Source organism: Bacillus sp. CIS52 (assembly GCF_053545315.1).
In genome coordinates this window covers 1,013,105-1,040,000 of the sequence record NZ_JBIUFR010000001.1, presented here as the reverse complement: position 1 = coordinate 1,040,000, position 26,896 = coordinate 1,013,105, and the positions used below count along the sequence as shown (strand labels likewise).

26 protein-coding genes, 4 tRNA genes and 1 riboswitch (1 of these 31 only partly in view) are annotated in these 26,896 nt (G+C 47.5%); of the genes, 25 read left to right on the top strand and 5 right to left on the bottom strand.

All coding sequences use genetic code 11. The annotated features are described in order from the left end of the window. The 5 genes from ACH32G_RS04835 to thiC form a co-directional block, all read left to right on the top strand. Positions 1 to 11, top strand: a tRNA-Cys gene (locus ACH32G_RS04835) (it extends 60 nt beyond the left edge of the window). Positions 12 to 18: 7 nt separating this feature from the next. Continuing rightward, positions 19 to 107 (top strand) — tRNA-Leu (locus tag ACH32G_RS04830). Positions 108 to 352: 245 nt separating this feature from the next. Then, a tRNA-Leu gene (locus ACH32G_RS04825) sits at positions 353 to 434 on the top strand. Positions 435 to 581: 147 nt separating this feature from the next. Further along, positions 582 to 1,280, top strand: a complete 699-nt coding sequence (locus ACH32G_RS04820; RefSeq protein ID WP_448814052.1) for a Type 1 glutamine amidotransferase-like domain-containing protein — start codon at positions 582 to 584, stop codon at positions 1,278 to 1,280. A gap of 49 nt (positions 1,281 to 1,329) precedes the next feature. Continuing rightward, positions 1,330 to 1,440: riboswitch (TPP riboswitch) on the top strand. 122 nt (positions 1,441 to 1,562) lie between these two features. Then, positions 1,563 to 3,335, top strand: coding sequence for a phosphomethylpyrimidine synthase ThiC (gene thiC / locus ACH32G_RS04815; protein WP_448814051.1), 1,773 nt, complete (start codon positions 1,563 to 1,565; stop codon positions 3,333 to 3,335). Positions 3,336 to 3,378: 43 nt separating this feature from the next. On the opposite strand, the gene ACH32G_RS04810 is transcribed toward thiC, so the two are convergent. Next, positions 3,379 to 4,734 (bottom strand): FAD-binding oxidoreductase, encoded by a 1,356-nt coding sequence (locus ACH32G_RS04810; RefSeq protein WP_049628147.1) that lies wholly within the window; start codon positions 4,732 to 4,734, stop codon positions 3,379 to 3,381. 253 nt (positions 4,735 to 4,987) lie between these two features. Between ACH32G_RS04810 and ACH32G_RS04805 the strand changes: the two genes are divergently transcribed. From ACH32G_RS04805 to ACH32G_RS04780, 6 genes are all read left to right on the top strand, one after another. Next, entirely contained in the window at positions 4,988 to 5,173 is a 186-nt protein-coding gene (locus tag ACH32G_RS04805) for an FbpB family small basic protein (protein ID WP_016938456.1), read from the top strand. After that, the gene (locus ACH32G_RS04800) at positions 5,170 to 6,897 is read left to right on the top strand and encodes an ABC transporter substrate-binding protein (RefSeq protein WP_448814050.1); all 1,728 of its coding nucleotides are present in this window, start codon (positions 5,170 to 5,172) and stop codon (positions 6,895 to 6,897) included. Before ACH32G_RS04805 ends, ACH32G_RS04800 begins: the two co-directional genes overlap by 4 nt. 64 nt (positions 6,898 to 6,961) lie before the next feature. Then, the gene (locus tag ACH32G_RS04795) at positions 6,962 to 7,918 is read left to right on the top strand and encodes an ABC transporter permease (protein WP_016938454.1); all 957 of its coding nucleotides are present in this window, start codon (positions 6,962 to 6,964) and stop codon (positions 7,916 to 7,918) included. 12 nt (positions 7,919 to 7,930) lie between these two features. Next, positions 7,931 to 8,836: an oligopeptide ABC transporter permease gene (gene opp4C, locus ACH32G_RS04790; protein ID WP_016938453.1), complete on the top strand. Its 906-nt coding sequence runs from the start codon at positions 7,931 to 7,933 to the stop codon at positions 8,834 to 8,836. Further along, entirely contained in the window at positions 8,833 to 9,819 is a 987-nt protein-coding gene (locus ACH32G_RS04785; RefSeq protein WP_045925638.1) for an ABC transporter ATP-binding protein, read from the top strand. Before opp4C ends, ACH32G_RS04785 begins: the two co-directional genes overlap by 4 nt. Continuing rightward, positions 9,812 to 10,777, top strand: a complete 966-nt coding sequence (locus tag ACH32G_RS04780; protein WP_448814049.1) for an ABC transporter ATP-binding protein — start codon at positions 9,812 to 9,814, stop codon at positions 10,775 to 10,777. Before ACH32G_RS04785 ends, ACH32G_RS04780 begins: the two co-directional genes overlap by 8 nt. A 71-nt stretch (positions 10,778 to 10,848) precedes the next feature. On the opposite strand, the gene katA is transcribed toward ACH32G_RS04780, so the two are convergent. Further along, positions 10,849 to 12,294 carry a catalase KatA gene (gene katA / locus ACH32G_RS04775; protein ID WP_016938450.1) on the bottom strand — a complete coding sequence of 482 codons (1,446 nt, stop codon included), beginning with the start codon at positions 12,292 to 12,294 and terminating at the stop codon, positions 10,849 to 10,851. A 255-nt stretch (positions 12,295 to 12,549) separates the two neighbouring features. Here katA and ACH32G_RS04770 point away from each other — a divergent pair, with 255 nt between their 5' ends. The 6 genes from ACH32G_RS04770 to rpsN all read left to right on the top strand — a co-directional run bounded on the left by ACH32G_RS04770 (position 12,550) and on the right by rpsN (position 17,934). Next, positions 12,550 to 13,479: an amidohydrolase family protein gene (locus ACH32G_RS04770; RefSeq protein ID WP_099743960.1), complete on the top strand. Its 930-nt coding sequence runs from the start codon at positions 12,550 to 12,552 to the stop codon at positions 13,477 to 13,479. Between the two features lie 224 nt (positions 13,480 to 13,703). Continuing rightward, positions 13,704 to 14,471: an ABC transporter ATP-binding protein gene (locus tag ACH32G_RS04765; RefSeq protein WP_448814048.1), complete on the top strand. Its 768-nt coding sequence runs from the start codon at positions 13,704 to 13,706 to the stop codon at positions 14,469 to 14,471. Positions 14,472 to 14,486: 15 nt separating this feature from the next. After that, positions 14,487 to 15,476 carry an aliphatic sulfonate ABC transporter substrate-binding protein gene (locus ACH32G_RS04760; RefSeq protein ID WP_049628155.1) on the top strand — a complete coding sequence of 330 codons (990 nt, stop codon included), beginning with the start codon at positions 14,487 to 14,489 and terminating at the stop codon, positions 15,474 to 15,476. Then, positions 15,473 to 16,309 carry an ABC transporter permease gene (locus ACH32G_RS04755; protein WP_188154195.1) on the top strand — a complete coding sequence of 279 codons (837 nt, stop codon included), beginning with the start codon at positions 15,473 to 15,475 and terminating at the stop codon, positions 16,307 to 16,309. Before ACH32G_RS04760 ends, ACH32G_RS04755 begins: the two co-directional genes overlap by 4 nt. 25 nt (positions 16,310 to 16,334) lie before the next feature. Beyond that, positions 16,335 to 17,471, top strand: a complete 1,137-nt coding sequence (gene ssuD, locus ACH32G_RS04750; RefSeq protein WP_064778289.1) for an FMNH2-dependent alkanesulfonate monooxygenase — start codon at positions 16,335 to 16,337, stop codon at positions 17,469 to 17,471. A gap of 193 nt (positions 17,472 to 17,664) precedes the next feature. Then, the gene (gene rpsN, locus ACH32G_RS04745; RefSeq protein ID WP_014417259.1) at positions 17,665 to 17,934 is read left to right on the top strand and encodes a 30S ribosomal protein S14; all 270 of its coding nucleotides are present in this window, start codon (positions 17,665 to 17,667) and stop codon (positions 17,932 to 17,934) included. 20 nt (positions 17,935 to 17,954) lie between these two features. Here rpsN and ACH32G_RS04740 read toward each other — a convergent pair whose 3' ends face one another. Then, positions 17,955 to 18,422 (bottom strand): hypothetical protein, encoded by a 468-nt coding sequence (locus ACH32G_RS04740; RefSeq protein ID WP_448814047.1) that lies wholly within the window; start codon positions 18,420 to 18,422, stop codon positions 17,955 to 17,957. Next, entirely contained in the window at positions 18,419 to 18,622 is a 204-nt protein-coding gene (locus ACH32G_RS04735; RefSeq protein WP_003155407.1) for a helix-turn-helix transcriptional regulator, read from the bottom strand. The genes ACH32G_RS04740 and ACH32G_RS04735 overlap by 4 nt, the downstream gene beginning before the upstream one ends. 190 nt (positions 18,623 to 18,812) lie before the next feature. Between ACH32G_RS04735 and ACH32G_RS04730 the strand changes: the two genes are divergently transcribed. Next, positions 18,813 to 18,886 (top strand) — tRNA-Gly (locus ACH32G_RS04730). A gap of 90 nt (positions 18,887 to 18,976) precedes the next feature. Here the strand turns inward: ACH32G_RS04730 and ACH32G_RS04725 are convergent. Next, positions 18,977 to 19,600 carry a hypothetical protein gene (locus ACH32G_RS04725; RefSeq protein WP_016938441.1) on the bottom strand — a complete coding sequence of 208 codons (624 nt, stop codon included), beginning with the start codon at positions 19,598 to 19,600 and terminating at the stop codon, positions 18,977 to 18,979. 84 nt (positions 19,601 to 19,684) lie between these two features. On the opposite strand from ACH32G_RS04725, the gene queG reads away from it, so the two are divergent. From queG to prkA, 7 genes are all read left to right on the top strand, one after another. Then, positions 19,685 to 20,845, top strand: a complete 1,161-nt coding sequence (queG, locus tag ACH32G_RS04720) for a tRNA epoxyqueuosine(34) reductase QueG (protein ID WP_016938440.1) — start codon at positions 19,685 to 19,687, stop codon at positions 20,843 to 20,845. A gap of 76 nt (positions 20,846 to 20,921) precedes the next feature. Continuing rightward, positions 20,922 to 21,833 (top strand): amidase domain-containing protein, encoded by a 912-nt coding sequence (locus ACH32G_RS04715; RefSeq protein ID WP_448814046.1) that lies wholly within the window; start codon positions 20,922 to 20,924, stop codon positions 21,831 to 21,833. A gap of 36 nt (positions 21,834 to 21,869) precedes the next feature. Continuing rightward, the gene (gene trmL, locus ACH32G_RS04710; protein WP_101605566.1) at positions 21,870 to 22,352 is read left to right on the top strand and encodes a tRNA (uridine(34)/cytosine(34)/5-carboxymethylaminomethyluridine(34)-2'-O)-methyltransferase TrmL; all 483 of its coding nucleotides are present in this window, start codon (positions 21,870 to 21,872) and stop codon (positions 22,350 to 22,352) included. A gap of 128 nt (positions 22,353 to 22,480) precedes the next feature. Further along, the gene (locus tag ACH32G_RS04705) at positions 22,481 to 23,113 is read left to right on the top strand and encodes a YhbD family protein (RefSeq protein WP_064778305.1); all 633 of its coding nucleotides are present in this window, start codon (positions 22,481 to 22,483) and stop codon (positions 23,111 to 23,113) included. Then, positions 23,104 to 23,817 carry a polymer-forming cytoskeletal protein gene (locus tag ACH32G_RS04700; RefSeq protein WP_064778287.1) on the top strand — a complete coding sequence of 238 codons (714 nt, stop codon included), beginning with the start codon at positions 23,104 to 23,106 and terminating at the stop codon, positions 23,815 to 23,817. Before ACH32G_RS04705 ends, ACH32G_RS04700 begins: the two co-directional genes overlap by 10 nt. 11 nt (positions 23,818 to 23,828) lie before the next feature. Further along, a complete protein-coding gene (locus tag ACH32G_RS04695; protein ID WP_448814045.1) occupies positions 23,829 to 24,539 on the top strand; it encodes a hypothetical protein in 711 nt (236 codons plus the stop codon). A gap of 359 nt (positions 24,540 to 24,898) precedes the next feature. After that, complete coding sequence (gene prkA, locus ACH32G_RS04690; protein ID WP_016938434.1) at positions 24,899 to 26,794, top strand: serine/threonine protein kinase PrkA; 1,896 nt, start codon at positions 24,899 to 24,901, stop codon at positions 26,792 to 26,794. The last annotated feature ends 102 nt before the right edge of the window (positions 26,795 to 26,896 follow it).

Below are 26,896 nucleotides of genomic sequence, written 5' to 3'. Positions count from 1 at the left end.
GGGTGTCGCCTTTCTTTTGCCGGGGTGGTGGAATTGGCAGACACACAGGACTTAAAATCCTGCGGTAGGTGACTACCGTGCCGGTTCAAGTCCGGCCCTCGGCACCAATTTAACTTTGGACGAAACATGTTAAATTGGTCATCAATTTTTACATTACAAAACATATATGAGAGTGATTTGCATATTGCAGATCACTTTTTTTATATAATAAAAGCGTCAAGACTATGAATATAAGTTTCTTGCTTGTATCGTGTATACTGCATTACCATTAAAAAAACTTTACTAAAACCGTTGACACTTTATAAAATGCATGTTATATTTATATACGTCGGTTGAACACGACGTATTACATGCCGGTGTGGCGGAATTGGCAGACGCGCACGACTCAAAATCGTGTTCCTTCTGGAGTGCCGGTTCGACCCCGGCCACCGGTATAAGAAAGCTTCTACATATGTAGAAGCTTTTTTTGTTGTATGAAAATACCCTCTAAGGCTTGTGAAAAATATTAAAAAGGCGGTATCCAAAACGGAATACCGTCTTTTTAATGAGCTGTTATACTTGAGAAAAAAGAGGTGATGACGTTGAAGCAGATTATTGCAATGGGCGGCGGGGGGTTTTCCATGGAGCCGGATCATCTTGTGCTGGATCAATATATTTTAGAGCAATCGGTGCGGTCAAAGCCGAAAGTTTGTTTTTTGCCGACAGCAAGCGGAGATTCGGAGAATTACATCGGCAGGTTTTATCAGGCCTTTCAAAAGCTGGAGTGTCAGCCGGATCACTTGTCGCTGTTTAAACCGCCGTGTTCTGATCTCAGGTCCTTTCTCATGAAGAAAGATATCATATATGTCGGCGGCGGCAATACGCGCAATATGCTTGTCTTATGGAAAGAATGGGGGCTCGGCCTTATTCTGCGTGAGGCTTGGGAGAACGGTGTAATCTTGGCTGGTCTCAGCGCCGGGGCGATTTGCTGGTTTGAAGAAGGAGTGACAGATTCGTCAGGAGATTTGAGAGAGTTGCAAGCTTTAGGGTTTTTGCCTGGAAGCTTTTGTCCTCACTATGACGGAGAAGCGGAGCGCCGGCCGGTGTATCACCGTCTGATTTCAGAAAATAAACTTCAGGAGGGCTATGCCGCTGATGACGGCGCTGCGCTTCATTATAAAAACGATCAGCTGTTCCGGTCTGTCTCTTCCCGGGAAACGGCAAAGGGTTACAGGGTTTTTGATACTGAAGAAGGCGTAAGGGAAACAGAGCTTCCAGTCATTCCGTTATCTGAATTTTGATAATATACTTTTTTTTGTATGCAAATTATGTTACGATGAAACCGAAATGAATAGTTACTGGGGGTGCCCGTCTAAGCGGGCTGAGAGAGAAGCGGCGGCTTCTTAACCCTTTGGACCTGATCTGGTTCGTACCAGCGTGGGGAAGTAAAGGTTTTATTATTGTTGTGGAAAACAATAATAGTTTCTTTCTGACTGCAAAACCGGGTTCTCCAATGAATCCGGTTTTTTTGTGCTGGTGCTGAGCTTGGTTCTGTTATTCAAATGGATAAGGGAGAGATTTGTATGCAAAATCAATCAGTACAGCAAGCGAACATTTCTATTATGTCGAGTTTTTCAGGCAGTAAAAAGGTTTATGTAAAGGGTTCTTCGCCTGACATACGAGTGCCGATGCGGGAAATCAGCCTCAGTCCGACAACGGGGGCGTTCGGGGAAGAGGAGAATCCGCCGGTCCGTGTTTATGATACGAGCGGACCGTATACAGACCCGGATGTACAAATTCAAATTCATGAAGGTCTGAAGCCGCTCCGCACAAAGTGGATTACAAAGCGCGGCGATGTGGAGAAATATAACGGACGGGCCGTGAAACCTGAGGACAACGGCTATAAAAAAGAAGGCCGTGCCGCCGAATATCCCGGTTTACAGCGGAAACCGCTGCGGGCCAAGGCAGGGAAAAACGTTACACAATTGCATTATGCGAGAAAAGGCATCATTACACCGGAAATGGAGTTTATCGCAATTCGCGAGCATGTGTCTCCCGAATTTGTCAGAGACGAGGTAGCCAGCGGCCGGGCGATCATTCCTTCAAATATTAATCATCCTGAAAGTGAACCGATGATTATCGGCCGGAATTTTCATGTGAAGATCAATGCAAATATCGGCAACTCGGCTGTTACATCTTCTATTGAAGAAGAAGTCGAAAAAATGACGTGGGCGATTCGCTGGGGCGCCGATACGATGATGGACTTATCCACCGGGAAAGATATTCATACGACACGTGAATGGATCATCCGCAATTGCCCAGTACCTGTGGGGACGGTGCCGATTTATCAGGCGCTTGAAAAAGTAAACGGCATCGCCGAGGATTTAACGTGGGACATTTATCGAGACACATTGATTGAGCAGGCGGAGCAGGGCGTGGATTATTTCACCATCCATGCCGGCGTATTGCTTCGTTACGTCCCGTTAACGGCCAAACGCACGACGGGAATCGTATCCCGCGGCGGGGCGATTATGGCGCAATGGTGCCTGGCTCACCATCAGGAAAGCTTTCTGTACACGCACTTTGAAGAAATTTGTGAAATTATGAAGACGTATGATATTGCATTTTCTCTTGGAGATGGGTTGCGTCCCGGCTCGATTGCGGATGCTAATGATGAAGCGCAGTTTGCGGAATTGGAGACTCTCGGGGAATTGACGGAAATCGCGTGGAAGCACGATGTGCAAGTGATGATTGAAGGACCGGGTCATGTGCCGATGCATAAAATTAAAGAGAACATGGACAAACAGCTGGAAATTTGTAAAGAGGCGCCTTTTTATACACTGGGCCCATTAACGACTGATATCGCTCCGGGCTATGACCATATTACTTCGGCGATCGGCGCGGCGATGATCGGCTGGTACGGGACAGCGATGCTTTGTTATGTCACGCCGAAGGAGCATTTGGGCCTGCCGAATCGTGATGATGTAAGAGAGGGAGTCATTACGTATAAAATCGCGGCCCATGCGGCAGACCTTGCCAAAGGGCATCCGGGTGCTCAGATCCGTGATGATGCTCTGTCTAAGGCGCGGTTTGAATTCCGGTGGCGCGATCAATTTCATTTGTCGCTTGATCCTGAAAGAGCAATGGAATATCATGATGAAACGCTGCCGACTGAAGGCGCAAAAACGGCTCACTTCTGTTCGATGTGCGGCCCGAAGTTTTGCAGCATGAGAATTTCTCAGGATATTCGCGATTATGCGAAAGAAAACGGTCTGACTGAAGACGAGGCCCTCAATGAAGGATTAAAAGAAAAAGCAAAAGAGTTTGTCGAGAAGGGAAGCCATTTATATCAATAAAAAAGAAAAGATGAGGATGGAGTGTGTCCATCTTCATCTTTTTTTAGAAAAACGGTGACCGGCGAAACGGTGGAATGCTCTGCTCAAAGCGGAATACGTTTTCCGGGTCATACTTCGTTTTGACTTGACGGAGGCGGTCGACATTTCCTCCGTAATATGTTCGCAGCCAGTTTCTAATGTCTATATCAGGCCAATTTACGTAATCCCCCATCGTTTCTCTTGAAAGAGACGTTCTCAGCTCTTCGATCCAGCGGACGTTTTGTCTTTCCTCTTCAGGAGATGTCCAGTTTGTTATATATTCCTGGGCAATGATTGCGTCGCGATAGTAGAATGCCGTTTGATCCGGAGCGATCCGTCCGGCCGCCCCGCCGAGAGATTGCTGCCAGACACTGGCGTTTTTATTCGGAGCGTGCTCCAAGTAGTATTTTAAAGCAGAAATTGCGCGTGTTGACAATGGTTTTTCAATAAAGGATCCTGACCGTTTCATCTTTTGCGGCTCATTGCCTCCCGGGCTGTTAAAAAAGGCTGCCGCTCTAATAAACGGAACTGTCTTGACCATGCCGCTTGTCGGGTTTCCCGCTTTCATTAACGGAGCCAGCAGTTCTTTCAGCTCATTTTTTGTTCCGATAAATTGGCCGAGCGCTTCTATGCGGTTGACTTCTTTAGGCCAAAACTGAATGGATGAAGTAAGACGGTTATCTGTAAATGGAGCCCAGTTCTGCCACGTATTAAATACCTCCTCGAAATCATCCCAGCCCCAAGTGACAGAAAAAATAGTTACGTACGAGATCGGCACGGCTTTAAACACCATAGATGTGACAATGCCGAAGTTGCCGCCGCCTCCGCCCTGAGACGCCCAAAATAAATCAGGATGCTTTGAGCGGTTGACTGTTATCAATTCAGCACCCGCTTTTTCGTCTGCTGTGATCATTTCGAGTTGGAGGAGACGATCGCAAGTCAGGCCGGCAGCCCTTGTTAAATATCCGATTCCTCCTCCGAGCGCCAGCCCCGTGATTCCCACATTTGCAATGGTTCCCGCGGGAAGAGTCAAGCCGTACCGCCAGAGTGTCCGGTACACTTCTCCCAAATCGGCACCCGCTTCAATCGAGACCAGCCGCTTATCTTTATTCACTCTTATTTTCTTCATTTCACTAAGATCAATGACAAGCCCGTCATTTAACAGGGAAAAATTCTCGTAGCTGTGTCTTCCGCCTCTGATGCGGAAAGGCACGTTATTCTCACGCGCCCATCTCAGTGCATTGACGGCATCATGTTTGTTTTGGCAAAACACAATGATGTCCGGATATCTTTGCAGGCTTAAGTTGATATTGGTTCTTGCTTCATTATAGTCCGGGTCATCTTTTCTGACGATGCGCCCGGTCAATGTTGTCTTTTCCACACTATCACTCTCTTTCATCGGGATCTGTTATTTCTTCTAACATATGCGGAAAAATAAGAGAGTGTATGAGGAAAACCCCCGGAATGAAACGATATTTTAAATTATAGTTGACAGGTAGGGATTGTATGAATTAACATAGTCAGTACATATTTCCAAACGTTGGCTGATCGGATCACCGAAGGCTCTTATCTTGTAAACAGATAAGGGCCTTTTTTGCGTGAAAGCCATTGGATGAAAAGCGGAGGGATGAAAAGTGGCGTTAAAAAAGGCATCACATGTGCGCAAAAAAAGTAAAAAGCGAAAAAAGTACAGAAAACACACATTGAATTTCGAACTGCTTGTGGAGAAAAACAAATGGGAGATTATGAGAAGTGAGGAACAGATGGAGCAGATTTATATAAAGATAGATGAAAAGCATGCGGGGGTTCGATCAAAATGAAGGGGAACACTTTGAGGATGAAAACAACGGGCATCATACTCGCGCTGTCGGTATCATTCATGCTATCAGGGTGCGCGTTAGGGAGTGCCGGAGAAGAACCGTCTTCTGCGGCGGATAAAAAACAGGAAACACGTATCGCTCAAGTCAAAACAAAGAAATTTAAAGCTTCTCATCCGGAGGCGCTTCCCGTTAAATCGAAGGCCAGAACGGACACTTTTGTTGCGGGGATTTCCGCGCCGGGGGGAGTGTTTCTGCCGTACTTTTATGAAAACGGCTGGGATGGAAATGCGACAGATCCTATTTTTGAACCGTTAGTCAAGCTGGATAAAACGGGTAAGCCCGCACCGGCTCTTGCTGAAAGCTGGACTGTTTCCAAAGATCAGCTTACCTACACGTTCCGCTTAAGAAAAAATCTCGTTTTCAGTGACGGTTCGCCGCTCACCGCAAAGGATGCCGCATTCACTTTAACACTGCTGCATGATCCCGCTTACGCAGGCTATGAAGATATCACCACGGCCTATATTAAAGGCGGCAAGGCTTATAAAGAAGGAAAAGCAAAGACGATAGAGGGCATTCGCGTCCTTGATGACAGAACCATTAAAATCACGACTGAGAAAGTCAGTGCGAAGTCGCTGCTTCTTTTAGGCGGGCAGGTGCTGTCGGAAGCTTACTACGGAAAGAATTATCGATTCGGCAAACTGGATTATTTAAAAGAGCTTTATGCCAAACCGCTCGGAGCAGGGCCTTATCAATTTACAGAATACCTCCCGGGACAGGAAATACGCTATCAGGCTAATAAACACTATTATTCCGGAAAACCGAAAACAGAAAAGCTGATCTATAAAATTATTGATCCGTCAACTTCTCTTCAGCTGTTTGAAACGGGTGATCTTGATTACGCTTCATTTTCTCCTGATGATGATACGGTTGAGCATTTAAAAAGCCTCGGTTTTGCGAATATAAGCGTCTCGGTCGTGAATGATTACGGGCTTGTGTACGTGAATCATAAGCGTCCGCCTTTTCAAGATAAGAAAGTGTCCCAAGCGCTTATTTACGGGCTGGACCGGCAGAAAATCGTCGATGTCCGCTTTAAACACTACGGAGAAGTCGCAAATGTGCCGGTGTCTCCGGTTTCGTGGGCTTATGATGACAAAGGAGTCAATCCGTACACGTTTAATCCGGAAAAAGCCAAGAAGCTTCTTGATGAAGCAGGCTGGAAAACGGGGAAAGACGGCGTGCGTGAAAAAAACGGCAAAAAGCTTGAAATCAGCTATTACACTTCTAAAGCGGATGATGATTTCATCCCGATCGCGAAAGAAAATTACGCGGACATCGGAATCTCATTAAAACCGGAAGTGATGGATTTTAATACAGAGGTAGCGAAAATAAATGATAAACAGTACGATCTTGCCGCCGTTTCCACCTCGCAGATTCTTGATCCGAATGACACGGTGGAAAAGCTGGCTTCAGGCCATCCCAATAATGTGACGGGGTATTCCAATCCGAAAGCGGACCGGCTGATCGAGAAAGGAGCCGGCACGCTTGATATCAGCAAAAGAAAAGAGATTTATCACCAGCTGTACCGGGAGCTCGGGGAAAACCCGCCTTACATTCTGATTCATTACCGTCAGAGCGCAAGGGCGGTCAGCGGAAAAATAAAAGGGCTTGAGCCTGACAATTATTCGGGAATCAGTTCGAGTCTCTCAAACGTGTCAATTCAGTAGAACAATGGCGCAAAATACCCGGTGTCCAGGGTATTTTGCCCTCAGCGGAAGGGAGAGGCTTTTTGTGAAACGGTATGCCGCAGAACGGTTCATTCAAATGCTTGTGATCTTATTCGGTACGTCCTTTATTATTTTTTTCTTATTCGCGATACTGCCGGGCGATTATATTGATTCCAATGTCAACCTGACCCCGGAAAGGGCGAAGGAGCTAAAAGCGCTTTACGGCCTGGATCAGCCGATTTGGCAGCGTTATGTGACGTGGCTCGGCAATGTGCTCAGCGGAGATTTGGGATTCTCTTTGAAGTATCAGGAAAACGTCCTGTCACTGCTTCAGAAATATGTCTGGAATTCGTTTTTTGTCGCGTTTTTGGCTTTGCTTGTCACATGGTCTGCCGCGATGATAACGGGTGTCATATCCGCTGTCAGGAAATACTCGTGGTTTGACGGGATCGTAACATTTTTTGTGTTTGCTTCCATGGCGTTCCCGTCTTTTTTTATCAGCCTGCTGTTTATTAAATGGTTTGGAGTGGATTTAAAAATATTGCCCGTCGGAGGGATGGTTGATACCGGAAGCACGAGTTCTGGTTTTTCGTACGTGCTTGAAGCCGCCAGACATATGATTCTTCCGGTTGTGATTTTATCTATGCTCGGCATCGGCTCACTGACAAGATATTTCCGCTCCGGGATGCTTGATGTGATCAGGCAGGATTATATCAGAACGGCGAGAGCGAAGGGGTTGAAAGAGCGCACTGTCATTTGGAAACATGCGCTGAAAAATGCGCTCCTTCCGGCGATCACCCTGCTTGCTTTTGAACTGCCGGGTCTGTTTTCCGGGGCTATTATTATTGAACAGATTTTCGGATGGCCGGGTGTCGGCCGTATTCAGCTGGAATCTGTGCATTATCGGGACTATCCGGTTTTGATGGCGTTTACCTTGTTTTTGTCTTGTTTAACGATTGTGGGGAATTTCTTGGCGGATATCGCTTATGCCGCGGTTGATCCGCGAGTCAGGCTGAAATAGGGAGTGTTTTGGGTGAAAAAACAAAAAGGGGCGCCGCCTTCTCTTTGGAAGCAGACGTACCGCCGCCTGCTGCATCATAAGCTGACGGTCATCAGTCTTCTATTCTTATGTTTTATGTTTGTATTGTGTTTTATCGGGCCGTCTTTTTCTCCGTACATAACGGATCGGACGGATATTTCAAATGCCAATCAGCATCCGGGGGTTCATCATTGGCTTGGCACCGACCAGTACGGGAGAGATGTGCTGACGAGGCTGATGCTGGCGGGGCAGATTTCTCTGACTGTGGGGCTTGCTTCGATGGTGCTGTCACTTGTCATCGGTTCACTGCTTGGGGCTGCAGCGGGATTTTATCGGGGCGCCGCTGATATGATCATTATGCGCATCGCTGATATGCTCATGTCCATCCCAGGCCTGCCGCTGCTTTTGATTTTGGCTGCGGTGATGTCGGAGTGGAAAGTGCCTTCTGAATACAGGATGTACCTGATTATGATGATGTTAAGCCTGATCGGATGGCCCGGTTTGGCGCGGCTTGTACGCGGACAGATTTTGTCGCTGAAGGAGCAGCCGTTTATGATGGCTGCGGAAGTTTTGGGGCTCAGTGATAAACGGAAAATCCTCTATCATTTGCTTCCCAATACATTGCCGTTACTCATGGTAGCGGCGACTTTGCATGTGGCGGGGGCGATGCTGAGTGAATCGGCGCTGAGTTTTCTCGGACTCGGGGTTGCTCCGCCGACTCCTTCTTGGGGAAACATGATGGAAGCGGCGAATCATTATATGGATTTTACACTCCGTCCGTGGCTGTGGATACCGCCGGGTACGGCCATTTTTCTGACCGTTGTGGCGATTCATCTGCTTGGAGACGGTTTAAGAGACGCTTTTGATCCTAAGGTAAAACGGCAGGTGAAAGTGAAATGAAAAAACCGCTTTTAGAAGTGAGGCATTTGGAAACGGTTTTTTATACGGAGGAAGGTGCGGTAAAGGCCGTGGACGATGTCAGCTTTACAATTCATGAGGAGGAAACGGTTTGCATTGTAGGGGAATCCGGCTGCGGGAAAAGCATGGCGTCATTGTCCATTATGCAGCTCATTCCCGAGGCGGGAAGAATCGAACGGGGAGCGGTGCATTTTTCAGGAAGGAACCTGTTGAAACTGAAACAAAAAGAAATGCAGAAAATCCGCGGCTGCGAAATCGGGATGATTTTTCAGGAGCCGATGACCTCTTTGAATCCGGTGTTTACAATCGGTGAGCAGCTGACGGAACCGATTCGCGAGCATTTATTGCTGAGTAAGAAAGAGGCATGGAGGAAGGCGGTTGACCTTCTCACGTTAGTGGAGATCCCCCATGCCGGGCAGATGATGCACCGATATCCTCATGAGCTGAGCGGCGGCATGCTGCAGCGCGTTATGACGGCTGTCGCGCTCAGCTGCGATCCGAAACTGATCATTGCCGATGAGCCGACGACGGCACTTGACGTAACGATTCAGGCGCAGATATTGGATTTATTGCGGGATGTGAAAAAGCAATTTCACACGTCTATTTTATTCATTACCCATGACCTTGGCGTGGTTGCCGAAATGGCTGATTATGTGATTGTCATGTATGCGGGAAAAATTGTGGAGGAAGGACCGGTTGCGGAGCTGTTTTCCGATCCGAAGCATCCGTATACGAAAGGGCTGCTCGCGGCAAAACCGGTTATCGGTCAAAGGAGAGAGACGCTGTATACCATCCCGGGGCAGGTTCCCGCGCTTGCAGATCTGTCCGGATCGTCTTGTTATTTTGCGGAGCGGTGTGAACACAGCACGGAGATATGCCGGAGATCGAGCCCGCATTTTACTGAATTCGGGAAAGGGCATCAGGCGGCGTGCTGGCTTTACGGAGAGGAGAAAGCAGATGAGTGATGTGTTGCTGGAGGTCAAAGGGCTGAAAAAATATTATGAGGGGCAGGGGGGGATGAGAAAGGCCCGCAACAATCCCGTAAAAGCGGTGGATGGCGTCAGTTTTACGATAGGAAAGGGAGAAGTGTTCGGTTTAGCGGGTGAATCGGGCAGCGGCAAGTCATCAATCGGAAAAACCATTTTAAGACTTCATGAAAAAACAGAGGGAGAGGTATTTTTTCAGGGGCGAGATGTGTTCCGGATGAACCGGCGTGAGCTAAAAACATTCAGATCGGAAGCGCAGCTTATCTTTCAAGATCCGTTCAGCTCTTTAAATCCCAGACGACGGATCGGAGAAGCCATCGGTGAAGCGATGACCGAGCACCAATTGGCGGTGAAGCGGAACGCGCGTGATAAAGCGGCGGAGGTCCTTGAAGCCTGCGGTCTTTCCGCAAACTTTATCGACCGTTATCCGCATGAATTTTCCGGAGGGCAGCGGCAGCGGATCGTGATTGCAAGAGCGATGGCGCTTAAGCCGCAATTTATCATTATGGATGAACCCGTGGCGGCATTGGATGTCTCCATTCAGGCGCAGATGATCAATTTGTTCAGCAGCCTTCAGCAACGGCACGGGCTGTCATATTTGTTCATTTCTCATGATTTAAGCGTGGTGGAGCACTTATGTACAAAGGTCGCGATTATGTATTTAGGGACGATTGTCGAATACGCGTCAAAGGAGGAGCTTTTTTCACGGCCGCTTCACCCTTATACAAAAGCGCTGTTATCAGCCGTGCCTGTTCCTGATCCCCGAGCGAAAAGGGAGCGGGTGATGTTAAAGGGTGATATTCCAAGTCCCTCTGATCCGCCCTCAGGCTGTAAATTCCGAACGAGATGTCCGGCAGCCGAGAAGATATGTGCTGAGAAAAGTCCGCCGCTGTCGGAGAAGGGGTCTCAGCATTTTGCAGCATGCCATTTTGTATAATTGAGAAAAAGCATTTTTTATTGATAATACACAGGAAAAACCTGCCGGACAGACCGGCAGGTTTTTTGATGTTATTTTGGTAACGGCAATCCGAGTCCTTCGGCAACGCGTCTGCCGTATTCAGGGTCAGCTTTGTAGAAGTGGCCGATCTGGCGCAGCTTAATTTCTTCTTTTTCCACAGGTTTCATCGCACCGACGATATTGGCGACAAGGCGTGCGCGCTCTTCCTCGCTCATCAGGCGGTACAGATCGCCGGCTTGTGTGTAATGATCATGATGATTATAGCTTACACTGTCAGCGAAACCTGATACAGGATATGCCGCCTGTTTATCTTCAGGTGACTCTTTCGGGCCTCCGAAGCTGTTAGGCTCGTAATAGACGGAGCGGCCTCCGTTATCATCAAAACGCATTTGTCCGTCACGCTGATAGTTTTTCACTTCATTGCGGGAACGGTTGATCGGCAGCGCCTGATGGTTCGCGCCGACACGGTAGCGATGGGCGTCATGGTATGCGAACAACCGGCCTTGAAGCATTTTGTCAGGTGAGACGTCGACGCCAGGGACTAATGTTCCGGGAGAGAACGTCGCCTGTTCTACTTCCGCAAAGTAATTTTCAGGATTGCGGTCCAGAACCATGCGGCCGACTTCAATGAGCGGATAGTCTTTTTGTGACCATACTTTTGTGACGTCAAACGGATCAAAGCGGTATGTGTTTGCGTCTTCTAACGGCATGATTTGAACATATAATTTCCATGCGGGGAAATCGCCGTTTTCAATCGCGTTGAATAAATCTTCCGTATGGTAATCAGGATTTTCGCCCGCGAGTTTTGCGGCTGTATTGACATCAAGGTTTTTTACGCCTTGTTCTGTTTTAAAGTGATATTTAATCCAGACACCTTCGCCTTTATCATTTGTCCATTTAAATGTATGGCTTCCGAATCCGTGCATATGGCGAAGTGTTGCCGGAATGCCCCGGTCTGACATCAGTATGGTTACCTGGTGCAGTGATTCCGGTGAAAGAGACCAGAAATCCCAAACGGCCGTCGGGTTTTTCAGATGTGTTCTCGGATCTCTTTTTTGTGTATGGATAAAGTCAGGGAACTTAATGGCATCGCGGATGAAAAACACGGGTGTATTGTTTCCGACGATGTCGTAGTTTCCGTCTTCTGTATAAAACTTAACGGCAAATCCGCGCGGGTCGCGCACTGTGTCACTAGAGCCCAGTTCGCCTGCAACGGTTGAGAAACGGACAAAGAGCGGTGTGCGTTTACCGACTTCTGACAGAAATGCGGCTTTCGTATATTTTGTAACGTCATTTGTGACTTCAAAATAACCGTGTGCGCCCGCGCCTTTTGCGTGAACGACACGCTCGGGAACGCGTTCTCTGTTAAAGTGCGCCAATTTCTCAAGCAGATGGACGTCTTGTATTAAAGCAGGGCCGCGATCTCCGGCCGTCATTGAGTTTTGGTTATCTCCGACAGGAGCGCCCCAGCTGGTTGTCAATTTATTTGAACTCATGTGATCACCTCTTTAGATTTATAAAAACATAATATCACCTATCAGTAAAAAGTCAATATTATTTTATAATGATTATAAAATAATTATTTTTATTATCGGAAAGAGAAGTCGGGTTTGAAAGCTTACTTGACTGACGGGAATAATGGGTTTAAGATGAGAAAAAATAGAAACCGCTGACTTGAACACAAGAGGCTCTTATTCTTCATGGGATAAGGGCCTTTTTTCATTGTCGGCGGTAAGGGAGGCGGCGATTGTATGCTTTTCCGGCAGCATTTTAAACCTGTTGATATTCACGGTCATCTGCCGTACAGCCTTTATTTCGGCAAACATGATAAGACATTTTCCGATTATAATCGGGAGCGGTCAGAAAGAATGAATCTGACTTGGGATTTTCCTGATCCGCATGAGGGTGATGACGGGGAAATCCCTTTGATGACAAAATGGGAGAATGAGTTAGATAAATACGGCATCGGCGTACTGAATTTTTTAACAGCGGAGAGCAATGACCGGATGGCGGCGTTTATTCAAGCCAATCCCGCGAGGTTTACCGGATTTGCATATCATCCTTTGGAGCGGGAGGATGCATATGAAGAGCTGAAAAGAGCCGTAGAAGAGCTCGGTCTGAAAGGGTATAAACTGTTCGGGCCGCTGACAGACATCGAGTTTCATGATCCGTCGCTGAAAAAGCTTTGGACGTATTTAGCTGACAAAAGGCTCCCTGTATTAATCCACTTCGGGCTTTTAGGGAGAGCGGGGGGCATTGTCAGCCACCGCAATATCAATCCCCTCTCCATCTATCGCGTGGCGAGAGAGTATGCTGATATACCATTCATCATCCCGCATTTCGGCGCCGGATATTATCAGGAACTGCTGCAGCTGTGCTGGAGCTGCCCGAATGTGTATATTGACACGTCCGGATCAAACCAGTGGATGAGGTGGATGCCGTACCCGCTTGATTTGGAAATTCTGTTTCGGAAGACATCCGAATTAATCGGTGCTGAACGAATCATCTTTGGGACGGATTCAAACGGATTTCCGAGAGGATACGTATACCGATATCTTCAGGAGCAGGTCCGGACCTGCCGGGAAATCAACATGCGGGAAGAAGACATAGAGAAGATTTTCGGAAACAATGCGCGGACATTGCTGAAAATCGACCAGCCGCAAAAGGAAATAAATACGTGATACAGCTGATGCGCTCTTTGGCAGGTTTATGCCGGAGGGCGCATTTTTAATTCTTACAAAAAACAGTTGACAAGTCGGAATAATTTGAATTAACATGATATTCAAATTTAAAAACAAACGGGCAGCTGATCGGACCGCCGAAGGCTCTCATCTCTACAAGCAACGGAGATGGGGGCCTTTTTGTTTTTCGATCGCATGCGGCAGGAAGAGAGGGGAAAAGACAGATGGCTGTAACCATCAGCATACAAGAAAAAGCGTTTGAGCATGAAGGACGGAAAACACCGGTGCTGAATGATATTGAACTGTCAATTGCATCAGGAGAATTTTTGACTGTCATCGGGCCGAGCGGCTGCGGAAAAAGCACGCTTTTAAAATCGATTGCCGGGCTTGATACCGATTATAAAGGCTCTGTCGCAATAAACGGCCGCCATGTGTCGGGACCGGGCATCCGGCAGGGATTTATCTTTCAGGAGCACCGGCTGTTTCCCTGGCTGACGGTGAAACAAAACATCGCTGCCGATCTCAATATAAACGACCCGGCCGTTCGTCAAAAAGTGGATGATCTGATTGAGGTTGTCAGGCTGCAGGGAGCAGAGGACGCTTATCCGCGCGAATTATCCGGCGGCATGTCGCAGCGGGTCGCCATCGCCAGAGCCCTGTTGCGTGAGCCCGAGGTGCTGCTTTTGGATGAACCGTTCGGAGCGCTTGACGCTTTTACGAGAAAACACTTGCAGGATGTGCTGCTTGATATATGGCGCGAGAAAAAAACGACGATGATTCTGGTTACGCATGATATTGACGAATCTGTCTATTTAGGCGATAAGCTGGCAATTCTCAGGGCAAAGCCCGGCCGGCTGCACAGTCTGGTGCCGATTCAGCTTCCGCATCCGCGCAATCGGACGTCAGCTGATTTTCAGGCCGTCCGGCAGAAGGTGCTTGCTGAATTTGAGAAAACGGAAGATCTCCGGTTTGCGGATGGATCAGGGATATAGAAAGGACGAAGCAAAGTGAAAAAAACCATCATTCTTTTAGCCGCAGCAGTCATGATGTTAGCCGGATGCAGTGCCGACGGAGCAGGCGGGAGCGGGAAAACGGTGAAAGAAATCCGGATCGGCATCCAGCAGAGTTTAAGCCCGCTTCTCATTGCCAAGGAAAAAGGCTGGTTTGAAGAAGCCTTCAAAAAAGACGGAATAAAGGTAAAATGGGTCGAATTCCAAAGCGGTCCCCCGCAGTTCGAAGGTCTTGCCGCCGATAAGCTTGATTTTTCCCAGGTCGGCAATTCACCGGTCATTTCCGGCCAGGCGGCAGGAATTGATTTTAAAGAGATCGGGCTGTCCCAAGACGGGTTAAAGGCAAACGGCATTCTCGTAAACAAGGGCAGCGGAATTAAGAGCCTGAAAGAGTTGAAAGGGAAAAAAATCGCTGTAGCCAAAGGCAGCAGCGGCTTTGATTTTCTTTATAAAGCTTTGGATAAAGCCGGACTTTCCGCCGATGACGTCACCATCATTCAGCTTCAGCCTGATGAGGCGGTTTCCGCTTTTGAAAACAAATCAGTTGATGCATGGTCGATTTGGGAGCCGTATTTGTCGATTGAAACGCTGCAGCACGGGGCGGAAATATTAGCGAACGGAGAGAGCACGGATTTATATTCTCCGGGTTTTACGTTAGTCAGGACTGGATTTTCCAAGGAGCACCCGGATGAGGTTGTCCGTTTTCTGAAAGTGTTCAATAAAGCAGTCACATGGCAAAAGGAACACAAAGAGGAAGCTGTCTCTTTATATGCGAAAATCAAAAATCTTGATCCCTCAGTCGTCAGAAACGTGCTCAACAATACAGAGCCTCTTAATCAACCGATTAATGATGATATTGTCAAAGCCCAGCAGAAAACCGCTGATTTTCAATATCAAACAAAAGCGATTCATAAGAAAATCAATGTAAAAGACGTTGTCGACAATTCATTTATCAAAAAGGCGCTTGAAACGGAGGGCGGCAAATAATGAAAGCAGAAGCATCAACGGCTCCCGGCACATTGAGCCAATCAGAAAAGAAAGATGCGGCAAAGTCCCGGCAGTATTCATACCAATGGATGAAAGGGGTTGTACTCCCGGCTGCGGTTATCGCGGTATGGCAGTTTATCGCAAGTCTGGGCATCGTCTCGGCAACGGTGCTCCCGTCACCCGTCGTCATTTTACAGACTTTTCAGGAACTTCTACTGTCAGGCGAGCTTTGGGGCCATTTAGAGATCAGCTTATATCGGGCGGCTGCCGGATTTCTGCTTGGCGCGGGCCTCGGGCTTGTTTTCGGGCTGCTGGTCGGGTTCTCAAAACGGACGGAAGCGTATATCGATCCGTCTCTGCAAATGCTCAGGACGGTTCCGCACTTGGCGGTGACCCCGCTGTTTATTTTGTGGTTCGGATTTGATGAGACATCAAAAATTCTGCTGATCGCATTGGGGGCTTTTTTCCCTGTATACATTAATACGTTTCTCGGAATCCGCAGCGTGGACGCAAAGCTGTTTGATGTCGCCCGGGTGCTGGAATTTAACTGGTATCAGCAGATGGCGAAATTGATTCTTCCGGCGTCTCTGCCGAATATCCTGCTCGGCATCCGGCTCTCTCTCGGTATTGCGTGGCTCGGCCTTGTGGTGGCGGAACTGATGGGATCGAGCGCGGGCGTCGGCTATATGATTATGGATGCGAGACAATTTTCACAGACAAATAAGGTGTTTGTCGGCATTATCATTTTTGCGGCTGTCGGCAAGCTGACAGATGCATTGGTCAGAATGCTCGAACGGAAACTATTAAAATGGCGGAACAGTTATGAAGGGTAGCCTATTTAAAAAAGGAGAGATTCATATGGAGATTCTTTGGTTTATTCCGACGCATGGAGACGGACGGTATTTAGGGACGCAAACGGGAGGAAGAACCGCCGATCATCTTTATTTTAAGCAAGTGGCACAGGCGGCAGACAGACTCGGGTATACGGGGGTTCTGCTGCCGACGGGGAGATCATGTGAAGACCCATGGCTGACGGCTGCGGCTTTAGCGGGTGAAACGAAAGATTTAAAATTTTTAGTGGCGGTCCGTCCGGGACTGATGCAGCCATCTGTCGCCGCGAGAATGGCATCGACAATGGATCGGCTGTCAGACGGCCGTCTGCTCGTAAATGTCGTAGCGGGCGGAGATCCTTATGAGCTGGCGGGAGACGGGATGTTTATCAGCCACGATGAGCGCTATAAGGCGACTGAAGAATTTTTGACCGTATGGCGCGGACTCATGCGGGGAGAAACGGTGACATATGAAGGGGACCATATCAAAGTGGAAAACAGCAATTTGCTGTTTCCGCCAAAACAGGCTCCGCATCCGCCATTATATTTCGGCGGTTCATCACAGGCGGGAATTGAGGCTGCGGCGAAACATACAGATGTGTATTTAACATGGGGGGAGCCGCCGGAGCAGGTAAAAGAAAAGATTGAAACCGTCAAAAAACAGGCTGCCCAAGAAGGAAGGACAATGCGCTTCGGCATCAGGCTTCACGTGATTGTCCGGGAGACTGAGGAAGAGGCATGGAAAGCGGCAGAACAATTAATCAGCCATTTAGACGAAGAGACGATTGCGAAAGCGCAGGCTGCACTCCGGCGCGCTGATTCTTCAGGACAAAAACGGATGGCCGATCTTCATAACGGCGACCGGACGAAGCTTGAGATCAGCCCGAATCTCTGGGCCGGCATCGGGCTGGTCAGAGGCGGAGCGGGCACGGCGCTTGTCGGTGATCCCCAGACTGTCGCCGATCGAATTTTAGAGTACCGGGCGCTCGGCATTGAGTCGTTTATCTTTTCAGGCTACCCGCATCTTGAAGAAGCATATTATCTGGCTGAACTCGTGTTTCCGCTTTTGCCGTTTCAAAACGAGCGGACGAAAAAGCTTGAGCGCAGACTGGGCGAAGCAATGGGCAACGACCATTTTGCAAGAGGGAACAAAGCGACAGTCTGATGACATCATAAGGCGGATAATTGCCGGCGGGCGCTTTCTGCTGATTCATTTCCGGGGAAATGCCGCTGTCTGATGTGAAACTGGCAAAAAGGAGGCGGGTAAATACCCGCCTTTAATGCGCCTAGCTTGCACGATGATCATATGAATGATACGATATAAAACGTAATTATTACGATTTAAAAGGAGTGCTGGAATGGCTAAAAAATCAAAAGTGATCAAAGAGCTCAAGCGGCAGAAGCTTGTTGAACAATATGCGGACATCAGAAGAGAATTAAAGGCAAAAGGAGACTGGGAAGCGCTGAGCAAACTGCCGCGTGATTCTGCTCCGGCCAGACTTCATAACCGCTGTACAGTGACGGGACGGCCCCGCGGATATATGAGAAAATTTAAACTGTCCAGAATCGCGTTCAGGGAGCTGGCCCATAAAGGCCGGGTTCCCGGAGTGAAAAAAGCGAGCTGGTAACATAAAAAACTCCGGATCTGTCATGAACCGGAGTTTTTGCCGTGCTTATGAAATGTGAAAACATAAGCCAAATGCTGAATCATCATCAGAATGAAAATCAAAAGAATCGGAAAAAAGGGAAGATACGGCTGAATCAGCGGATAAAACAAAAGCAGTACGGCTGCGGCCGGCAATGAGAAGTAAACGGCAATATACGAGGAACGGCAGGCTTTAGCGGTCATCATCCGTTCTCTTTCATCCTGTTCCTCAAATTCATCAGGCACAAGCCTGTGCTTTTTGCCGTTCCGTTTTTTCTTTTCAGTATAGATATATAATACGGCACAAACGGTAAACAGCAGAAACGGCGTGATGTTCAGCTCAAATGAACCGCTCCCCTCCGTCTGGAAAAACTGAGCGATACGCGGCACTGCTTCCATAATGGAAATAAGCGTCCAGCAGGCCAATCCGTAGAGTGCAAGGTGAAAACACGCTTTTCTTTTTAAACTCATTTTTTCTCCTCCTCCAGCCAGAATACTTCCTCCATCGGCAGGGAGAAAGCCCGGCAGATATTAAGCGCCAATAAGAGTGATGGCACATAATCTCCTTTTTCAATCGCCGCAATCGTCTGTCTGGTGGCTCCGGCTTCTTTTCCGAGCGTTTCCTGAGAATAGCCGAATCTGGCTCTCAGCTCTTTTACTTTATTTTTCATCATCAGGCGTACCTCAAGTTTTCTTCTTTTTTATATTGTATGGTATTCTTAACAAAATGTAAACCTAACTTAACATGTGGACAAAAAAAGAATTTTTTTCGACAAATTTTTTAACATTCCCTTGACGAAAAAAAAATATGCATGTAATATTAGAAACATCAAATCGGTGCTGACAAAAAAGCATTTTGATGCGGGTGTAGTTTAGTGGTAAAACCTCAGCCTTCCAAGCTGATGTCGTGAGTTCGATTCTCATCACCCGCTCCATACATACGTTATTAACGCAGTGTTTCGTTTCTCTGATAAACGAAGTATTGCGTTTTTTTATGTGAAAAAAGACACGGAAGGCGTGTCTTTTTATGAAAGCCAAGAGACGGTATGTGTGCCTCCGTGAATTTGTTCAAACATTTTGGTTAAGGATGTTAACAGCTCATCTGCCGCGTCGGCATGAATTGAAGGCGGAAAAAAGATCAGCTGCAGCATGTTCTTTGTGCCGGTTGTTACAGGGCGGGTGTTGATTTGTCCGGTAAGGCCGCCGAAAATGCCGCCAGAGTCGGAGAAAGCCAGTACGTGTTCTTTTTCTCCGATTGTGATTGAAATCGGTTCATCCATCTGTGCGGCGTCATACGCCATGATGGGCAATGAATATTTCAAGGAGAAAAAAAGTATGGTATCATGGGCTGAATTCACACTTTCGATGAATCGTTCCCGGGAAATATCGCCGAGCATAAGCTCCATCGGCGTTTTTTGTCCTGAAAAGGCGGGACTGAGCTGTTCCATCATACGTGCCCATTCTTTCACAAAAGGCTGTTCATCTATGCCGCCGTCAGCATAATCAAAGTAAAGCGATTCTTGAAATAAACGGAGGCGGCCTTTCAGCATTTGCGGGGCAGGCCCGACTTCAATCTGTTCATATAATACGGCTGCCGCTTTGATCCCCGGCACCCGTTCAGCAATAAGAGGATCTAAACTGATGTTCAATTGTGTTCACTCCATTTCGGGATGGTAAAACTCTATTATACCCGTGCGGGAGCCTGATCACAAAGAAAGGAGGCTGTGCAAAAAATGAATATTCATAAACTGAAAGAGGAATTAATCGAATACGCCAAAAGCATCGGAGTCGACAAAATCGGGTTTACGACGGCTGATACGTTCGACAGTCTGCGGGACCGGCTGATTCTTCAGGAATCACTCGGCTATTTATCCGGGTTTGAAGAGCCGGATATTGAAAAACGGGTCACTCCGTCTTTGCTTCTGCCGAAAGCCAAATCGATCGTCGCCATCGCCCTTGCCTATCCTTCCAAAATGAAAGATGCGCCGAGGAGCACGAGGGACGGCCGGCGCGGCATTTTTTGCAGAGCTTCCTGGGGGAAGGATTATCATGACGTGCTGCGCGAAAAGCTTGATCTGCTGGAGAATTTTCTCCAAAGCAAACATGAGGATATCCGCACGAAGTCAATGGTGGATACGGGAGAATTGTCCGACAGGGCCGTGGCGGAACGGGCGGGAATCGGTTTCAGCGCCAAAAACTGCATGATCACCACACCTGAATACGGTTCTTACGTCTATCTCGCTGAAATGATCACCAATCTGCCCTTTGAACCGGATGTGCCGATTGAAGATATGTGCGGATCGTGCACAAAATGTTTAGACGCGTGCCCGACCGGCGCGCTCGTTAATCCCGGGCAGCTTAATGCACAGCGCTGTATTTCATTCCTGACCCAGACAAAGGGGTTTTTGCCGGATGAATTCCGTACGAAAATCGGAAACCGCCTGTACGGCTGCGACACGTGCCAGACGGTCTGCCCGATTAATAAGGGGAAAGATTTTCATCTTCATCCGCAGATGGAGCCCGATCCGGAAATCGCCAAGCCGCTGTTAAAGCCGCTTCTGACCATAAGCAACCGGGAATTCAAAGAAAAATTCGGACATGTATCCGGTTCATGGCGCGGCAAGAAGCCGATTCAGCGAAATGCCATTTTAGCATTGGCTCATTTCAAAGATGCTTCTTCTCTTCCCGAATTGACCGCTTTGATGCACCAAGACCCGCGCCCCGTCATCAGGGGGACGGCCGCCTGGGCCATCGGAAAAATCGGTGATCCGGAATATGCGAAGGAATTAGAAAAAGCGCTTCACAAAGAGCAGGATGAGGAAGCCATACAGGAAATAGAAAAGGGGCTGGAGCTGCTTTCGGTTTCTGATAAGACTAAAACCGGCCGGTCCTGACATATGTATAGAGAAAAAGCACTTGGCGTGAGTTCAAGTGTTTTTTCTTTATAAAACAGTATGGTGGGTGGAGCGCTTGAAGCATATTATTGAAGACTTAGCGGAGGCCCGGCTTCATTATTTAGTCAACGGAACCGAGATGAGGCACAATGGGCAGGCCGGCGATCTTGAGGTCCTGACGAGAAAAAAAGAGCTGTTTGAAAAACGGAAAGTTGACATCGTTAAAGCGAAAGCGAAAGCCGTCATTGTCAAAAGCAGTCTTGAGGATGACGGCACGTTATGCGTCATGTACATCATTCATTTCGAATATTTGTGCAAGGAGCAGGACGGGCATCTTTATTTAGAAGAGCAGGTTGAGGAACGGAATGCTTTTCTCTATGACCAGCTGCTGATTAAAGATCGGGAAATAAAGAAAAAACCGGCCGGATTTTCTGACGGAAACAGCGTAATCGAATATGAGCGGAGTGAACGGGAAGATTTCGGGCGGGCATTTCAATACGACCGTCTGGCTGCCGTTCAGTACGCGGAAAAGTTTTGGAATAAACGAAATCCTGCTTATAAAAATTTCGGCGACAACTGCACAAATTTTATTTCCCAATGTTTACATGCCGGAAAAGCGCCGATGCGGGGGCATCCGAACAGAGGCTCAGGCTGGTGGATGAAGGAAAGCTCATGGAGCTACAGCTGGACGGTCGCGCATTCCATGAAGATGTATCTGGCCCAATCCAAGGCCGGGCTTCGCGCGGTGCAGGTGTCAAGCGCCGAGGAGCTTATGCCCGGAGATGTGATTTGCTATGATTTTGAAGGTGACGGCCGTTTTAACCATACGACGATCGTGGTCGCAAAAGATAAAAGCAATATGCCGCTCGTCAATGCCCAAACATATGACAGCAGAATGAGATATTGGTCATATGAGGATTCAACGGCATATACTCCTTCCATCAGATATGCGTTTTTTCATATTACGGATGATACGACAAAAGAGTAATTAATGATATAATGGTGGGCGGAATAAAAAACAGAGGTGAACATCGTGGCATTACATGTCGTTTTATATCAACCCGAAATCCCGGCCAATACGGGAAATATCGCACGTACTTGTGCGGCAACAGACACAACGCTTCATTTGATCCGCCCGCTCGGATTCTCAACCGATGATAAAATGCTGAAGCGCGCCGGACTCGATTATTGGGAGTTCGTCAACGTCGTTTATCATGATTCATTGGATGAATTATTTGAGGCATATGAGAACGGAAAGTTTTTCTTCATTACAAAATTCGGGCAAAAGCCGCACACATCGTTTGACTACTCAAATACGGAGGAAGACTTTTTCTTCGTATTCGGCAGAGAAACGAGCGGACTTCCGAAAGAATTGATCGAAAACAATATGGACCGCTGCCTGCGTCTTCCGATGACCGAGCATGTGAGATCATTAAACCTGTCCAACACTGCCGCGATTCTTGTATATGAAGCGCTGCGCCAGCAAAATTACAGAGATTTGACATGAGAAAAAACCGCCCGGATTCGGGCGGTTTTTTTATTGAATGCAGCCGGGGTTCATACAATGTTATATTTATAGGCTTAACAAACGTAACAGTGTTATGTTACAATGTGTTCATCGAAGGAGCTGGATTTATGGAGGAACAACTGATTTCTAAAAAAGAATTGCTTGAAGAAACATCAATCTCATACGGACAGCTGTACCGCTGGAAGCGGAAAAATTTAATTCCTGAGGAATGGTTTATCCGAAAATCAACGTTTACAGGCCAGGAAACATTTTTTCCGAGAGCGGAAATCTTAAAACGCATCTCAAAAATACAGAAAATGAAAGAAAATCTGTCTCTGGATGAAATGAGGGAAATGCTGTCTCCGCAAATGGCTGATGTCGATATATCGTCTGCGGAGCTGCTTCAAAAAGGATTGATTTCAAAGGCCGCGCTGCAAGTTTACGGAGAAGAAGGCGGGACATTCACGTCCCGGGCGCTGCTGTCTTTATATGTGCTTGAAAGGCTTTTGCAATCGGGAAATATCAGTCTTGAAGAAGGAAAAATGGCGGCAGAGGTGCTGAAAACGTATGAGGCTTCTGAGCTGAAGGCAAATACAGAGCTCGTCGTGCTCCGGAAACTCGGCGTAACGACGTGCTTCATCGCAGATGCGGAACATATTCTGTTTGAACCGTCTGTCAAAGTGGCTGAACGGGTGGCGCTTGCTGCGGCATCAGAAGAATTAAAAACAAAATGGATGCAGGAGGACCATCAATGGATGTAACAGATAAATTAGTCATTAACGGTTCAGGAAGTTCAAAAGGAGGCCGTTTTCATACGGTGGAGATCAACGGAAGCGGCACGGTGTCAGGTGACGTAGAGTGCACGAGCCTTTTGTTTAACGGCAGCGGTAAAACAGACGGAAATGTCAAAACGCAAACGCTGACGATCAGCGGTTCGGGGAAAATTTCCGGCAGTGCCGAAGCCGAATCCATCCGAATCAACGGAACAGGTGTCATTAAAGGTGATATCAAAACGGAGCGGCTGAACGTCGCGGGATTTTCATCTTTCGGCGGCGGTGTGAAAGCTGATGATATTTTCATATCCGGGAAAGTTGGGATTGAAGAGGATTGCGAGACAGAAACGTTCCGTTCGGAAGGCAAATGCAAGATCGGCGGCCTGCTGAACGCCGATGACGTCAATATGAAGCTGGCGGCGGGCGAGAGCCATGTGAAAGAAATCGGCTGCCGTCAGTTAAAGGTGATGAGCAGAAAAAGCGTGCTCGCGCGGTTTAAGCTGATGCCGGCTCCGGTGCTGACCGCAGAGCTGATTGAAGGTGACATCATTGAATTGGCGGACACGCACGCGAAGACAGTCCGCGGAAATTCTGTGCAGATCGGCGCAGGCTGTATCATTGAGACGGTGGAATACAGCGGAGATTTTACATGTGATCCTTCAGCTTTAGTAAACAAAGCCGTAAAAATATAGGAGGAGCTTCAGTGGAAACAACAAAAAAATTGAGTCATTTAAAAATGTACGGAGCCGGACACGCCGCCGGGGGCTCCTACCAGAATGTAAGCATTAAAGGAGAAGGCATTGTCGGCGAAGGACTTCAAAGCGAGCGCTGCCGGATATTCGGTACGGGGCATTTTCTCGGAGATGCCGAGATCAATCGGCTGAAAATTTTCGGGGAACATGAAACTGATGGAGATTTATCGGCGCGTTCCGCAAATGTGCTCGGCACGCTGAAAATCGGCGGCTCCATGCGTTTCACCACGCTGAGGCTGAAAGGACTTGCCGACATTTCCGGCGGGGCCGCGGGAGAGCAGTGTCATATTAAAGGAAGCCTCACCGTCGGCGGCGATTGCGAGACAGAGCAGCTTCATGTAACAGGCTGTATCAATGTGGCGGGATTGTTAAACGCGGGAGACGTCAATATCCATTTGCGTTATGACCGAAGCAACGTGAAGGAAATCGGCGGTACATCGATCACAGTCAGGCGGAAACCCGGTTTTCTGAAACGGAAAGCCGGCATGCTTTCGGCTGAATTGATCGAGGGAGATACGATTTACCTCGAATACACGGAAGCGGACATCGTCAGAGGAAAGCGTGTGGAAATCGGCCCGGGCTGCAAAATCGGAAAAATCGAGTATCAAACAAGCTGCAAAGCCCATGAAAAATCAACTGTCCAAGAACACCTTCAAATATGAAACATTGTTATGTTGTACAGGAAAGGGTGCTCTTCATAAGGAGCACCCTTTTTGCCGTTATTCGTTTTCAGGTTTGCTGTCGTAACCCGCCGTAAAAATGGATACTAAAAAAGTGAGAATGACCCCCAGTAAGATGATCGTTTTCATCATTTCTCCTCCTCTTTGCTTTTCCATTTGATGTCCGAGTCTGGATGAAACTGTATTTCTTTCATTATGAACGGTGCACCAGACCCTTGTCAATGACCGCCCTTGAGCCGCCTTTATTTTTAGAAACGAAAAGCATGTATTATCACGTCACCGCATAGATTGTAACAAAGTACCTTATTTCTAGTGCATTAACCATGATAGAGGAGGTTCTTATGGATATATTAAAGAAAATTGAAAAGTACAGAGAGGAAGAGCAGCGTCTCAAATGGGAAGGGACGTTCGCTGATTATTTGGAGATCATAAAAGAAAATCCATTGGTCGCGCAGTCTGCTCATTCTCGCGTTTTTAATATGATAAAAGACAGCGGAATCGAGGAGGACGACGGGAAAAAGACGTACAGTTTTTTCTCGCGGGAACTATTCGGCCTTGAAGAATCTCTGGAACGGCTCGTGGAGGAATACTTTCACCCGGCTGCCAAGCGGCTCGATGTAAGAAAACGGATCTTACTATTAATGGGGCCCGTCAGCGGCGGGAAATCGACCCTTGTCACCATGCTGAAAAAAGGGCTTGAAGCCTACTCGTTGACAGACAACGGGGCCGTTTACGCTATCAAAGGCTGCCCGATGCATGAAGATCCTCTCCATCTTATTCCCCATCATCTGCGCGAAGACTTCTACAGAGAATACGGGATCAGAATTGAGGGAAGCCTGTCTCCGCTTAATGTCATGCGGCTTGAAGAAGAATACGGCGGCAGAATTGAGGATGTAAAGGTTGAACGCATTTTCTTCTCGGAGGATAAGCGTACCGGAATCGGAACCTTCAGCCCGTCTGATCCGAAATCACAGGATATCGCCGATTTGACGGGGAGCATTGATTTTTCAACGATTGCCGAATACGGCTCGGAATCAGATCCGCGCGCTTATCGGTTTGACGGTGAATTAAATAAAGCGAACCGCGGAATGATGGAGTTTCAGGAAATGCTGAAATGCGATGAAAAATTTCTCTGGCACCTTCTGTCACTCACGCAGGAAGGGAATTTTAAAGCCGGACGGTTTGCGCTCATCTCAGCCGACGAATTGATTGTTGCGCATACGAACGAAACGGAGTACCGCTCGTTTATTGCCAATAAAAAAAATGAAGCCCTTCACTCCAGAATCATCGTGATGCCTGTTCCTTATAATTTAAAGGTGTCCGAGGAAGAACGGATTTATGAAAAAATGATTTCGGAAAGTGATGTTTCTGACGTACACATCGCCCCCCATACATTAAAAGTGGCCGCGATGTTTTCTATTTTGACCCGGCTGAAGGAACCGAACCGCTCTGATATTGATCTCGTTAAAAAAATGAGGCTCTATGACGGAGAAAGCGTTGAAGGTTACAATTCCGTTGATCTGGAGGATATGAAGAAGGAATTCCATGATGAAGGAATGAGCGGAATTGACCCGCGTTATGTCATCAACCGTATTTCCTCAACGATTATCAGAAAAAATATGGAATCCATCAATTCGCTTGACGTGCTGCGTTCCTTAAAGGAAGGACTCGATCAGCATCCGTCCATTTCCGCTGAGGACAAAGAGCGGTATATGAATTTTATTTCCGCCGCCAGGAAAGAGTACGATGACATCGCCAAAAAAGAGGTGCAGAAGGCGTTTGTTTATTCATATGAAGAATCCGCGAAAACACTCATGGATAATTATTTAGATAATGTGGAAGCGTACTGCAACAAAAATAAGCTCCGCGATCCGCTGACGGGAGAAGAAATGAACCCTGACGAAAAGCTGATGAGATCCATTGAAGAGCAGATCGGCATTTCGGAAAACGCCAAAAAAGCATTCCGTGAAGAAATTTTAATTCGCATATCCGCTTATGCAAGAAAAGGAAAACGCTTCGACTATAACTCACACGAAAGACTCCGCGAAGCGATTCAGAAAAAGCTTTTTGCAGACTTAAAAGATGTAGTGAAAATTACGACCTCAACCAAAACGCCGGATGAGCAGCAGCTTAAAAAGGTTAATGAGGTAGTGGCGCGGTTAATAGATGAACACGGCTATAATTCGACAAGCGCAAATGAACTGCTGAAGTATGTCGGAAGCCTGCTCAACCGCTGATGCTTGATTCATGATAGGCCCGTCCGTACAAGGACGGGTTCTTTTGTCTATATTTCAAAATTGTTTGTCAATTGAAAAGTCCGTCCGGCATAAGATAAGAAT